Below are 12413 nucleotides of genomic sequence, written 5' to 3'. Positions count from 1 at the left end.
CTGGATGTAGATTAAGTGCACGTTTAAGTGTAATACGAGAAAACGTAATCAGTACCAACTTCGATAAGCAATAGTTAGAATAAGTTCCTTAACTATTGTTTTTTTAAATGTTTAAAAGACAAATCAAATGTAGAACAGATTTTAAACAGATGCCCGGTCAGTTCACGTTACTTTAAGCGATATATGTAACAAACTGTATTGAACGATAAGCATCTTGCTCAATCTGTTTCAACTCACCAGTACGTACATTGTACTCGTTTTAGTCATTTGTTAACAAATGAAATGTTAACAAATTTTAGGTGAGCAGGGGTTTTTACCATGATATTTACTTTAGCTATTGATTAGTATAACTAATGTATTTCTTATTCCTGTGAGCCAGTTCACGCCTCTTTGGATTTTACAATCACTCTGCTACACTAGCTTGGGTTCATTTTTCGACTAGACTACCAATGGACAATACGACTCAAAATTTGTGGCAATGTTACCAAGCGCCGTTGTTTTTGCTGACTCAAGCATTATCCTGTGATTTTTCCTTTGCTGTTATTACCGCTCATAATCCCGCTTCAAAGCTTCTCTCTCCTAGCCAAAACCGTTTACTCGATCGCCAACTTCTCCGTGAAATTGAATTACTCGGTAGCCCTTATCGTGCTTTAGTGGGCGCAGCACCGAATTTATCCCACATGGAAAAAAGTTGGGCCGTGTTTATCGATAGAACGATGGCATTGCAATTGGGTAAGAAATTTAATCAATATGCGATTTATGTTGTCGAACAAGGGGATGTGAGCTTAGTGCCTTGCACCTTGGATGGACATGATGAAGTGTGTTTAGGCAAATTTAGAGATTATGTGCAGCTGGTATACGAGCTACCCGATTTGAACACTTAGTTGTTTTCAAAAGATTTTATTTAAATTGTTCATTTGTTATGAAATTAGCATTGACTTCATTAGGGGTTTATTGCTACTTTTTTCGTCCCTTTCCTAGGAAAGGAACAGAAGAGGAGCGTTAACTAGGTAGTCGGTCAGAGGAGCACAAACTCCAGCGATGACTGATGAGGGAGATTAGCGCCGAGGCATAGATATGGTTGCTGCATGTTTATGTCGGTCGCTCAGGCTGAATCCTGACGATTGTCACCTGTAATTGGTGGAGAGCTTCTGGTGACGATTGCTGTTTCCCTTCTTTTGGGGTGCGTTATCATTGAGCACCAGGCTCTTCGAACGAAGTTAGTTCGGAGTGTGATCATGTTAGTTAATCAATATTTTATTCAATCTGCGTTTATTTCTTGCCCTACGTGTTTCACGGAGGTGCGCTAATGTCCTTCGTTGTCGCAAAATTTGGTGGCACCTCAGTCGCCGACTATAACGCTATGAATCGCTGTGCCGACATAGTGTTAGCTAATCCTGATTGCCGTTTAGTCGTGGTCAGCGCTTCGAGCGGCGTGACTAATTTGCTAGTGGAATTGACCCAAGAATCGATCAACGACGATGGACGATTACAGCGATTAAAACAAATTGCCCAAATTCAATATGCGATTTTAGATAAGCTCGGTCGTCCTAACGATGTGGCCGCCGCATTAGATAAATTATTGAGTCGCATGTCGGTATTGAGTGAAGCGCTCGCATCACAACGCAGCAAAGCGACTATGGATGAGTTGTTGTCCCTCGGTGAGCAATGTTCTTCGGCGTTGTTTTCGGCGGTGATCCGCGAGAAAGGTGTTAACTCCAGTGCCTTCGATGTGCGCCGAGTGTTACGTACTGACAGCCACTTTGGCCGCGCGGAACCTCAGGTTGAGCAGATTGCGACTTTAGCTCGTGATTATCTACAGCCACTGTTAGCGGAACAAGTGATTGTCACGCAAGGCTTTATCGGTGCCGATGAAGCGGGACAAACAACAACGTTAGGTCGTGGTGGTAGTGACTATTCTGCTGCACTGTTAGCTGAAGCGTTACGCGCCTCAGCAGTCGAGATTTGGACCGATGTTGCGGGGATTTATACAACCGATCCGCGTCTTGCGCCCAATGCCTTTCCGATTGCCGAGATCAGTTTCAATGAGGCTGCCGAGATGGCGACCTTTGGTGCCAAGGTATTGCACCCAGCGACTATTCTTCCTGCCGTTCGTCAGCAAATTCAAGTGTTTGTGGGTTCAAGTAAAGAGCCTGAAAAGGGCGGGACTTGGATCCGTCATCAAGTGGAAGATGCGCCCGTATTCCGCGCTGTGGCTTTGCGCCGCGATCAAACCCTGTTAAATCTTCACAGCTTGCAAATGCTGCATGCGCAGGGCTTTTTAGCGGAAACCTTTGCGACATTAGCGCGACATAAGATCAGTGTGGATTTGATTACCACATCAGAAGTGAATGTGTCTCTAACCCTCGATAAAACTGGTTCAGATTCGAGTGGTCAAGGTCTGTTGAGTGAGGCATTGCTGCAAGAATTATCACAGCATTGTCGTGTGCGCGTCGAAGATGGACTGGCCTTGGTGGCGATTATCGGTAATCGCATCGCGACGACGCCTGGTATTTGTCGTCGTGTGTTTGAAGTGTTAGAACCACACAATGTTCGGATGATTTGCCAAGGCGCCAGCCCACATAACCTGTGTGTGTTAGTGGCCGAAGCGGAAGCGGCGCAAGTGGTTAAATCGCTGCATCAAAATCTGTTCGAAGGCGTTTAGTATGTTGCCGACAACATCGTCTCTGCAAATCGGGGAGCTTGCCGCAGGGCAAGCGCTCACCTTGCCTATCTACCATTTCAAACCGAGTGACGATAAGGCGAATGGCCCCAAAGTGTATATTCAGGCCAATGTCCACGGTGCTGAAGTTCAAGGTAATGCGGTGATTTATCAGTTGATGAAGCAGCTTGAACACTGTGACATCCGCGGCGAAATCACTTTAGTGCCATTGGCCAATCCACTCGGGATCAACCAAAAAAGTGGTGAGTTTACCCTTGGCCGATTTGATCCTATTACGGGCGCGAACTGGAATCGTGAGTATTTGAATCATGCAATCGATTTGCCGACTTGGTATGGGGAACATGCCAAGCTGAGTGATAGCGAGCTGATCCAAGCCTATCGCAGTACTTTGGTTGAAGCTTGTCAGCAAAAATTGCGTTATGAATGGGGCATCACCACGGGTCATAGACTTGCGGTTAACCTGCAGATTATGACCCATGGCGCGGATATAGTGCTCGATCTGCACACAGGTCCTAAGTCTTGTAAGCACTTGTATTGTCCTGAATATGACTTAGCTGCTGCGCAGTTTTTGTCGATCCCTTATACGCTCATTATCCCCAATGCCTTTGGTGGCGCCATGGATGAGGCGGCGTTTTGTCCTTGGTGGCAATTGAGTGATTTTGCAAAATCTCAAGGGCGCGATTTAGGGGTTACAGTGTCAGCGTTAACCTTGGAATTGGCGAGCCAAGAGCGCGTCTGTCTTGAGGATGCACGGGTTGATGCACAAGGGATTTTGGCATATTTAAGCCACCGAGGCGTAATAGCTGAAACCGTTGCGCCCGCTAAAATGCAGCGCTTTGGTTGTTACCTTAAGGACTATAAAAAGTATCACGCGCCAAGTGCTGGATTAGTGGAATACCTCGCGCCTGTGGGTGAACCTCTGGCAGCGGGACAGCCCTTAGTGAATTTACTGCGTATGGATTTATACGGTACAGCGGATGAGCTAAAGACGGTCAGTTTACCGCAGGACTGCGTGCCGATTTTGCACTTTGCTTCGGCGTCTGTGCACCAAGGAACAGAGCTTTATAAAGTCATGACTCATGTGTTTGAGTTGCCAACGACATAATCGCCCGCTTAGAGCATAAGCATTAGCTCATAACATTCAGCTTATAAGAATGAACGAAAACAACGCCAATCCTAATTGATTGGCTTTGTTGTGTTAAGGTGGCTATAACCACTTAAATCGATAAAACAGCGCCATTTGCAGGGCGACGAGTGAGATTAATATGCCGCAGAAGGTGGCGAAGGCCCAAGTGTTGTCCGCGCCCGGTATCCCGCCAATATTGACCCCAAGTAAGCCTGTTAAAAAGCCCAACGGTAAGAAGATTGCTGACACTAAGGATAAGAAATATAAGCGTTTGTTGAGTTGCTCCGATTGCTGACTGAGTAATTCTTCTTGAGTTACATTAGCCCTATCGCGCAGGGCATCGAGATCTTCAATGGTGCGGATAAGTTTATCGTTTGTTTCCCTCAGCTTGAGTCGCTCAGTATCTTTAAATAGGCTGAATTGCTCGGAAATCATTTTCGAGAATGCTTCGCGCTGTGGGGCTAAATAGCGGCGAATGGCTACAGTTTGACGGCGCAGTTCGGCGATATCGGTACGTAAATCTTTAACATTGCCTGAGACGACGAGTTCTTCTAAATCAGAGAGCTGTTCTTCCAATTTATCAATAAACTCGACTTTACGATTGGTCAGTCGCTCGCAGATTGCGACGATAAAGTCCCCTGTAGTTGTAGGCCCATTTCCCTCAAGGATCAGCTCGGCGACATCTTTGACCGACTGTAACTCGCGATCGCAGGTGGAAATGATCCGCTGTTTATCGGCATAAATACGCACGGCCACCATGTCTTCGGGAGCTGAATTGGGGTTGAGGTTAACGCCGCGTAATGCGAGTAATATACCTTCACCTGTAATCACAGCGCGGGGGCGAGTGTCTTGGGCGAGTAGGGCATCACTTTCGACCTTAGGCAGACCGCTATTGAGTATCCAGTGGCGTGCCTTTTTATTGCGATAGCGAAGGTGTAACCAGAGTAGGCCATCCTGAGGATCCCATTTTTCGATCTGTTCTAGGCTCAAGGTGGAACCCGCTTGGGCGCCGCTGAGCACTAAACTGTAGATAAACCCTTCGTGCATATCGCATTCCATTTAACTTTCAAAATCATCCAAACAAACTAACTGATTTTGTCATGAAAATGAAGTCAGTACTTATGCTTAACGACATGAGAAAAACGTAAATTGACATAAATTTGATGTGCTGAGGGATGCAAGCAACTTAGCCAAGGATAGGTTAAAATTAGCATTAGTAGGCTTAGATCAAAGAGACAATAAAATGGAATACGAATTTCGGCGTAACAGTTTAACTGGCACTTTTTTGGCTAGCTTTAGCATGGATCATGAAGTGCTTGGGCAATGGTTTACGGAAGAATTAGGGACTGAGTTAGCTAAAATTCAGCAAGTGTTGGGTGTGATAAAAGAAATTCAAGCCGATAAACGAGGTTCATGGCGTCTTGTTGGTAATGATTTTACCTTAGAGTTAGAGCGTGAACAGGCCCGAGTCTTTGCCAATGCCTTAGGCTTTGAGCAAGAATATGAATTGGAAGAGGCTATGTCACTCTATGATGCTGAGTCAGAAGCTTATTGTGGCCTAGAGGATTTTGAGCTGGCGCTATTGAGTTGGCAGCAATTTATTGAGAAAGGTTTGTAATCATTTATTTAATCTCTATTTGATAAAAACATAAAGGCAATCATGGGATTGCCTTTATTGTTTTCGCGATACCAAGCTCATTTTCGTATCTTTAATTATTAAGGTAGCGCACCGCCATTTCGGTTCTCGATTTAGCATTGGCTTTACGCAGTAGGTTTTTCACGTGCACTTTAACTGTGCCTTCACTAATGTGTAAATGCTCTGAAATCATGCGATTACTTAAGCCTTCCGCCAGTTGCTGTAGAATTTGCAGCTCCCTTGGGGTTAGGCTCGAAATCCATTCTTGTTCATCGGTCGCATCTTTAAGTTCGTAAAGGTATTCTTCGACTTCATCGCTGATCACCCTGTGGCCAAGCATGGCATTTTTGAGTTTTTCGAGCAGCAAATCTGGCTCAGTATCTTTGAGCAAATAGCCGTCGGCTCCAGCACGAAGTAAACGGATAACATCCTGTTTTGCATCGGAAACGGTGAGAATTACTATGCGTGAGGTAACACCCTCTTGGCGCATGGCGTTGAGGGTATCTAGGCCTGTCATGCCTTTCATATTCAGATCGAGTAATATGATGTCGGGTTCATCGGTGACCACTGCGGTTAATGCGTCTAAACCACTACCGGCTTCGCCAAATAGGCTGAAGTCAGGATCTGAAGCGATGAGCTGGCAGATGCCTTTGCGCAAGAGGGGATGGTCATCGACCACCAGTACGGAATAAGGTTTACCCATTTGAAGGCTCCTGTTGAGATGGGAAAATAAGCGTCACTCTAGTGCCACTTGACCCTTTGCTGTGGTGCACAAGGTTTAATGGGCTGTTAGGTTTGAGTGCGTCGTCTTGTGCATTGCATCCTTGCTCAGTCGTGGTTGTCATAGCAGGTTTAAATTTCTTTAAATCATTGTCGCTGAACACGACTTTACCTGAAAGCTTACTGGCTCGTTCATGCATTATACCTATGCCAAAATGTTGATCTCGTTCTTTTAAATGTCCAATACCTATGCCGTTATCACAAACATCAATATTGACCATACCCTCGTCATCCTTATAGCAATGGATGTTAATGAGGCTGGCCTCAGCGTGTTTGATGGCGTTTAACGTCGCTTCTCGCGTGATCTGCAGTATGTGGATGTGTTGCTTTGCCTCTAGCCATTGTGGCGCAAGTTTATAGTCTAAGGTTATCTTTATATTCGTCTTTGTCCTGAGTTGCTCAAGCATAGCCTCTAAAGCACTTTTTAGATCGGGTTCTTTAATTGTGAGCCTAAAGGTGGATAGTAACTCCCTGAGCTGCACGTAGGCAGTGCTTACACCTTCGTTGATTTCGGTTAGCTGCGCCTCAACGATTGGACTGCGGCAACTGCAATCTAAGTTTTTGCGTAATAAGCTAATTTGGATTTTTAGGAAAGATAGCACTTGACCTAAAGAGTCGTGCAGCTCTCGGGCAATTACGCCACGTTCCTCCATTAGCGCCAGTTGCTGTCTTTGCTCTGTGGCATTGTGGATCACGATTGAGCGGGTCAACATAATAGCGAAATTGTTAAACAAGGCGATATTGGGTGTTTGAGCGGCAATTAACTCTAAATAGCCTAAATTAGCCTGCTCAAATTGCAGTGGAAAACGGGTGCTCTCTTGAGTCATATCTGGCCAGCCGCCATCGGCCTCAATCACTTCAAGCTCTTGCTCGGGATACTGGATAATGAGTCTTAGGTAGTCGAGTGATTCATAGCCTTTTAACTGATTCAGTGCCGCCTTGAGCGCCTTATAATCGAGTTTATTCGCGTTTAATGTCAGTAGGTTATCATATAAGAATGCCAGCTCGTTGTTGGCCCTTGTCAGCGCTAAGGTTTTTTCTGCTACCTGCGATTCTAGGTTGCCATAAAGCGTCGCGAGTTCCTTAGCCGTTTTTTGTAGGGCATGGGTCAGCGCTGTGAGTTCAATATATTCGGTCTCGGGCATTTCAATTTCAAAATTACCTTTAGAAATGGTATTCGCCGACTCCATCAGTTTTTGCAGTGGGATCACCACTTTCTTCTTTGTAAAACGCACGGCCACAAAAGCGATAATGAGCATGACGCCTAAGCCTAATATTTGGCTGGCGGCAAGGAGCCTGAGTTTAAAGGCGGCGTAGTGCTCCATCTCAAGCACCAGTAAATCTATGGTATCAACAAAGTCCTTCAGTGAGGCGACATAATCGCGGGAGTTTTCTTGTTCTATGTAGTGTTTCATCACCAGCCATTTATCGATGACAAGCTGATATTGAGCGGCAATTTCTGGCGGACTAAACCAACTTTCCGAGGGCTTTAACGTGTCGGAATAGAGCGTATTTTCGAATTCGGTGATTTTATCCTGCGCAGCATCACTGCCTGAGTTGGCGTAAAACATTAACCGATAGCTTTGCATCCTCAGCGACCCTGAGGCATTAATCGCCTTGGCGTCGCCTAAGCTGTAGGACAAATTGATGATAGCAAAAGTCGATAAACTACTAGAGAGCAGAATAAGTACTAACATTAATCCTAAGATTTTTGAGGTTAGACTACCTCGTTTCATTAATCCGCTGTTCATTTTGATGGCCGCTGTTATGGCACTTTGCAGTGGTTTTTACATTAGAAAATAATGTAATACATTAACAAAAGTATAGAAATGTGAACAACAACACCTTTACATTTTGATCTAGCGCAAACTTCAACCTAGATACCCCCTAAGAGGTATATTTTTAGCAGGGTTAAATCACTAAGTTTGACCATGGAGATGTCGTGATTTACAACAATAATGCAACACGGAGATGAGATGATGAAGAAGATGACAGGTAAGTCCTTTGCACTGAGTGCACTGGTTGCCGCCAGCTTCATGGCAGCGGGCGCAATGGCGAGTGATAAAACAGAGCCTCGCAACGAAGTTTATAAAGATAAATTTAAGAATCAATATAATAGCTGGCATGATACCGCAAAGAGTGAAGAACTTGTCGATGCGATTGGGCAGGATCCTAATATGGTGATCTTGTGGGCTGGCTATGCATTCGCAAAAGATTACAACGCTCCTCGCGGCCATATGTATGCCGTGACCGACGTGCGTAATACCCTACGTACTGGTGCGCCGAAAAATGCGGAAGATGGTCCATTGCCTATGGCATGTTGGAGCTGTAAGAGCCCTGATGTACCTCGCTTAATTGAAGAGCAAGGTGAAGATGGCTACTTCAAAGGTAAATGGGCTAAGGGTGGCCCTGAAGTCACTAACACCATTGGCTGTGGTGATTGTCATGAAAAAGGCTCACCAAAACTGCGGATCTCTCGTCCTTATGTAGACCGTGCAATGGATGCTATCGGTACGCCATTTGATAAAGCTTCGAAGAAAGACAAGCAATCTATGGTGTGCGGTCAGTGCCACGTTGAATACTATTTTGAGAAAAAAGAAGACAAAAAAGGTTTCGTCAAATTCCCTTGGGATATGGGCATAACTGTTGACCAGATGGAAGTTTACTACGACGGTATCGAGTTCTCCGATTGGACTCATGCGCTGTCTAAAACACCTATGTTAAAAGCGCAACATCCAGAGTATGAAACTTGGAAACTGGGTATTCATGGTAAAAATAATGTCAGTTGTGTTGACTGCCATATGCCAAAAGTGACAAGCCCTGAAGGTAAGAAATTTACCGATCATAAAGTGGGTAATCCATTTGACCGTTTCGAAGAAACCTGTGCAACTTGCCATAGCCAAACGAAAGAATTCTTAGTTGGCGTCACTAATGAACGTAAAGCTAAAGTTAAAGAAATGAAACTGAAAGCGGAAGAGCAATTAGTGAAAGCGCACTTCGAAGCTGCTAAAGCGTGGGAATTGGGTGCAACTGAAGCTGAAATGAAGCCTATCTTGACCGATATCCGTCATGCTCAATGGCGCTGGGATTTAGCGATTGCTTCCCATGGTGTTGCTGCTCATGCTCCTGAAGAAGCCCTACGTGTTTTAGGTACTTCAGTGAATAAAGCTGCTGATGCTCGTGTGAAGTTAGCGCAATTACTCGGTAAAAAAGGCATCACAGATCCTGTTGCGATTCCTGATATCTCTACTAAAGCTAAAGCACAAGCAGCCTTAGGTATGGACATGAAAAAGATGAATGCTGAGAAAGAAGCATTTAAGAAAGACATGTTACCTAAGTGGGATGAAGAAGCGAAAAAACGCGAAGCCACTTATAAGTAGGTTTTTTTAATCAATCGTGGTTGAGTTTTCGATATGAGCTAACCCCTCATGCAAACAAAAGCCCTCGCTGACTCAGCGGGGGCTTTTTTATGGAAAAAATATCGAGTAATGTCAGGCGTTGATCATGCTGGCCGAGTGAATACCACGGGCTAAATCGCTATTTGATCAGTTTTAATAACGCCCTAAATTGCTCGCCTTGGGCTTGATGTTGTAATTCAAATAATAGCGATTCCACGTTAGTTAATAGGGCGCCCCTGGCCGTCATCATTTGGATCCCAAGTTGTTTATTCTCAGCACTGCGTGACGATACGCAATCGGCGACTAAATGCACCGAATATTGCTGTTCGATAAGGTCACAACAGGTTTGGTAAACACACACATGGGTTTCAATACCCGCGACTATGACGTGTTTGCGATTCGTCTTAGTTAATGCCTTTGCAAACGCGTCACAGTGCCAGCCGCTAAAATGCTGCTTAGCAATGGGTGAGCTGGTTTTCGCAAGTAAGGTTTGCAGCTCAGTGCTAGTTGCTCCGAGTTTATCGGGTAGTTGTTCTAACCACAGTATTGGAATTTCAAATAATTGTGCGCCTTGGATTAAGGTCTGTAGTTGTTGATGCAGCTTGTCACTGTTATCCATGATTTGTGCAAGTTTTCCTTGCACATCGACAATAACGAGAACACATTCTTCTGGTTTTAACATCGGGCCTTCCTTCTGCGCTTGATGATTGTCTTAGTGATGATCTTCGCTTTTGTCTAAGAGCTTGTGTTGTGATGCTCAGATTTCATCTCGATTTACGCTTCCCCCAGTAGACCCTAATTTAACCTTGTTACCAATAGGCCTAAGGTCGAATAGCTGTCGCACTTAAACTGCTCACTAAAAGAGTGCATCGCACCAGTTAGTGCTCGATTATGGTGCATTTTTAACCTTAAAAAATAGTGTTAAACAATTTAAACCAATAATAATCAATAGATTAAATTGTTGGCCTAATGATTGAATTACCTTTGATACAAGTTAATAACAATCGCGTTTTTTTGGAGGTCAGGATGAAACTAGTCAGCGCTATCATCAAGCCGTTTAAGTTGGATGATGTCCGTGAAGCTATCGCCGGAATTGGTATTGAGGGCATGACGGTGACCGAAGTGAAAGGTTTTGGCCGTCAGAAAGGGCATACAGAGTTGTATCGCGGCGCCGAGTATCAGGTGGATTTTTTGCCAAAAGTAAAACTAGAAATTGCCACTAAGGCTGAAAATCTCGACATGTTGATTGAGGCCATTACCACTGCGGCCCATACGGGGAAAATTGGTGACGGTAAGATCTTCGTCGTTGATTTAGAACATGCTATCCGTATCCGTACGGGTGAACTTGATACTGAAGCGCTATAAGGGGCTGACAATGGAAGAATTAACGAAATTAGGCGGCACAGTCACTGAACTACGCTTTGCACTCGATACCTTTTACTTTTTGATTTCTGGCGCTTTAGTCATGTGGATGGCGGCGGGATTCGCTATGTTAGAAGCGGGTTTAGTTCGCTCTAAAAATACCACTGAAATTTTAACTAAGAACGTTGTGCTGTACGCGATTGCCTGTGTGATGTATCTGTTGGTTGGCTATAACATCATGTATGTGGATAACACTGAAGGTGGCTGGTTACCGTCAATTGGCACCTTAATTGGTTCGCAATCAGCAGATGCGAGCCATGCATTAGAATCTGACTTCTTCTTCCAAGTTGTATTTGTGGCAACGGCGATGTCAATTGTCTCTGGTGCTGTGGCGGAACGGATGAAGTTGTGGGCTTTCTTGTTCTTTTCTGTGGTGATGACAGCGGTTATCTATCCAGTAGAAGGTTATTGGACTTGGGGCCAAGGTTTTATCGCTAAACTGGGCTTTGTAGACTTTGCTGGTAGCGGTATTGTGCATATGACGGGGGCGACCGCGGCGATTGCTGGCGTGATATTGCTCGGTGCGCGTAAGGGTAAATACGGGCCTAATGGCCAAGTGAATCCTATTCCAGGCTCTAACTTGCCAATGGCAACCTTAGGTATGTTTATTCTGTGGATGGGCTGGTTTGGCTTTAACGGCGGATCGCAATTAATGGTGTCGGATGCGGCGAATGCAAGCTCAGTGGCGAAAGTGTTTGTGAATACCAATACCGCAGCGGCTTTTGGTGCCATCTCAGCTCTTATCGTGTGTAAGATGATTTGGGGTAAAGCGGATTTGACCATGATCCTTAACGGTATTTTGGCTGGATTAGTGGCGATTACGGCAGATCCTCTCTCGCCTTCATTGTTAATGGCGGGTGTGATTGGTTTAGTGGCGGGCGGTGTGGTGGTGTTCTCGATTGTGGGCTTAGATCGCATTAAGATTGACGATCCCGTCGGTGCGATTTCAGTACACGGTGTGGCTGGTTTCCTCGGCTTAATGTGTGTGCCATTATCCAATGCCAATGCAACTATTACCGGACAGTTGACGGGGGCAGCGATCATTTTCACTTGGGTATTCTGCTCATCATTTGCTGTCTGGTATGTGATTAAGATAACCATGGGGATCCGTGTTACTGAGGAAGAAGAATACAACGGTATGGATGCTTCTGACTGCGGTATTGATGCCTATCCTGAGTTTGTTACGGTCAAAAATGCGGGCTGATTAAACTTGCACATTAATGCGTGATTCACCTTGATGCTTAGCTTGGATCGAGGGATAGTGAAGCAGAGCCTAGGCTCTGCTTTTTTATGGGTAATCACTGTGATTGAAGTTTTAGCACAGGGTCATAAGCTTAATTACTGAGCAATTCTGTTTTCTTGCATAAA

Annotated in this window: 11 protein-coding genes and 1 riboswitch; of the genes, 7 read left to right on the top strand and 4 right to left on the bottom strand. The window is 44.9% G+C overall.

The genetic code is table 11. From position 1 onward, the window contains the following. Window positions 1-449: 449 nt before the first annotated feature. From L5M51_RS04340 to L5M51_RS04330, 3 genes are all read left to right on the top strand, one after another. Window positions 450-884 carry a DUF3293 domain-containing protein gene (locus L5M51_RS04340; protein WP_263171755.1) on the top strand — a complete coding sequence of 145 codons (435 nt, stop codon included), beginning with the start codon at window positions 450-452 and terminating at the stop codon, window positions 882-884. Window positions 885-984: 100 nt separating this feature from the next. Next, a riboswitch (Lysine riboswitch) is annotated at window positions 985-1159 on the top strand. Window positions 1160-1309: 150 nt separating this feature from the next. Continuing rightward, window positions 1310-2665 carry a lysine-sensitive aspartokinase 3 gene (lysC, locus tag L5M51_RS04335; protein ID WP_263171753.1) on the top strand — a complete coding sequence of 452 codons (1356 nt, stop codon included), beginning with the start codon at window positions 1310-1312 and terminating at the stop codon, window positions 2663-2665. A 1-nt stretch (window position 2666) separates the two neighbouring features. Then, complete coding sequence (locus L5M51_RS04330; RefSeq protein WP_263171752.1) at window positions 2667-3788, top strand: succinylglutamate desuccinylase/aspartoacylase family protein; 1122 nt, start codon at window positions 2667-2669, stop codon at window positions 3786-3788. Window positions 3789-3890: 102 nt separating this feature from the next. Here L5M51_RS04330 and L5M51_RS04325 read toward each other — a convergent pair whose 3' ends face one another. After that, window positions 3891-4856: a zinc transporter ZntB gene (locus L5M51_RS04325; RefSeq protein WP_131525184.1), complete on the bottom strand. Its 966-nt coding sequence runs from the start codon at window positions 4854-4856 to the stop codon at window positions 3891-3893. A gap of 196 nt (window positions 4857-5052) precedes the next feature. Between L5M51_RS04325 and L5M51_RS04320 the strand changes: the two genes are divergently transcribed. Beyond that, the gene (locus L5M51_RS04320; protein ID WP_263139714.1) at window positions 5053-5427 is read left to right on the top strand and encodes a YacL family protein; all 375 of its coding nucleotides are present in this window, start codon (window positions 5053-5055) and stop codon (window positions 5425-5427) included. 91 nt (window positions 5428-5518) lie between these two features. Here the strand turns inward: L5M51_RS04320 and L5M51_RS04315 are convergent, their stop codons facing one another. Together L5M51_RS04315 and narQ are read right to left on the bottom strand one after the other, a co-directional pair. Further along, window positions 5519-6148 carry a response regulator gene (locus L5M51_RS04315; protein WP_105250232.1) on the bottom strand — a complete coding sequence of 210 codons (630 nt, stop codon included), beginning with the start codon at window positions 6146-6148 and terminating at the stop codon, window positions 5519-5521. Beyond that, window positions 6141-7976, bottom strand: a complete 1836-nt coding sequence (gene narQ, locus L5M51_RS04310) for a nitrate/nitrite two-component system sensor histidine kinase NarQ (protein WP_263139712.1) — start codon at window positions 7974-7976, stop codon at window positions 6141-6143. Before narQ ends, L5M51_RS04315 begins: the two co-directional genes overlap by 8 nt. Window positions 7977-8201: 225 nt before the next feature. Between narQ and nrfA the strand changes: the two genes are divergently transcribed. Beyond that, a complete protein-coding gene (gene nrfA / locus L5M51_RS04305; protein ID WP_263145600.1) occupies window positions 8202-9605 on the top strand; it encodes an ammonia-forming nitrite reductase cytochrome c552 subunit in 1404 nt (467 codons plus the stop codon). 157 nt (window positions 9606-9762) lie between these two features. On the opposite strand, the gene L5M51_RS04300 is transcribed toward nrfA, so the two are convergent. Continuing rightward, complete coding sequence (locus L5M51_RS04300; protein ID WP_263171751.1) at window positions 9763-10305, bottom strand: hydrolase; 543 nt, start codon at window positions 10303-10305, stop codon at window positions 9763-9765. 344 nt (window positions 10306-10649) lie between these two features. Between L5M51_RS04300 and L5M51_RS04295 the strand changes: the two genes are divergently transcribed. Together L5M51_RS04295 and L5M51_RS04290 are read left to right on the top strand one after the other, a co-directional pair. Further along, a complete protein-coding gene (locus L5M51_RS04295) occupies window positions 10650-10988 on the top strand; it encodes a P-II family nitrogen regulator (protein ID WP_028761800.1) in 339 nt (112 codons plus the stop codon). A gap of 10 nt (window positions 10989-10998) precedes the next feature. After that, entirely contained in the window at window positions 10999-12249 is a 1251-nt protein-coding gene (locus L5M51_RS04290; protein ID WP_028761801.1) for an ammonium transporter, read from the top strand. Window positions 12250-12413 lie beyond the last annotated feature (164 nt).

It is taken from the genome of Shewanella sp. SM73 (assembly GCF_025653795.1).
In the GTDB taxonomy this organism is placed as follows: Bacteria; Pseudomonadota; Gammaproteobacteria; order Enterobacterales; family Shewanellaceae; genus Shewanella; species Shewanella oncorhynchi.
This window is presented reverse-complemented; position numbering and strand designations above follow the sequence as displayed.

Excerpts from the sequence above, each read along its gene's own strand:
- L5M51_RS04340 (WP_263171755.1), top strand. The coding sequence starts at position 450 with ATGGACAATACGACTCAAAATTTGTGGCAATGTTACCAAGCGCCGTTG.
- lysC (WP_263171753.1), top strand. The coding sequence starts at position 1,310 with ATGTCCTTCGTTGTCGCAAAATTTGGTGGCACCTCAGTCGCCGACTAT.
- L5M51_RS04330 (WP_263171752.1), top strand. The coding sequence starts at position 2,667 with ATGTTGCCGACAACATCGTCTCTGCAAATCGGGGAGCTTGCCGCAGGG.
- L5M51_RS04325 (WP_131525184.1), bottom strand. The coding sequence starts at position 4,856 with ATGCACGAAGGGTTTATCTACAGTTTAGTGCTCAGCGGCGCCCAAGCG.
- L5M51_RS04320 (WP_263139714.1), top strand. The coding sequence starts at position 5,053 with ATGGAATACGAATTTCGGCGTAACAGTTTAACTGGCACTTTTTTGGCT.
- L5M51_RS04315 (WP_105250232.1), bottom strand. The coding sequence starts at position 6,148 with ATGGGTAAACCTTATTCCGTACTGGTGGTCGATGACCATCCCCTCTTG.
- narQ (WP_263139712.1), bottom strand. The coding sequence starts at position 7,976 with ATGAACAGCGGATTAATGAAACGAGGTAGTCTAACCTCAAAAATCTTA.
- nrfA (WP_263145600.1), top strand. The coding sequence starts at position 8,202 with ATGATGAAGAAGATGACAGGTAAGTCCTTTGCACTGAGTGCACTGGTT.
- L5M51_RS04300 (WP_263171751.1), bottom strand. The coding sequence starts at position 10,305 with ATGTTAAAACCAGAAGAATGTGTTCTCGTTATTGTCGATGTGCAAGGA.
- L5M51_RS04295 (WP_028761800.1), top strand. The coding sequence starts at position 10,650 with ATGAAACTAGTCAGCGCTATCATCAAGCCGTTTAAGTTGGATGATGTC.
- L5M51_RS04290 (WP_028761801.1), top strand. The coding sequence starts at position 10,999 with ATGGAAGAATTAACGAAATTAGGCGGCACAGTCACTGAACTACGCTTT.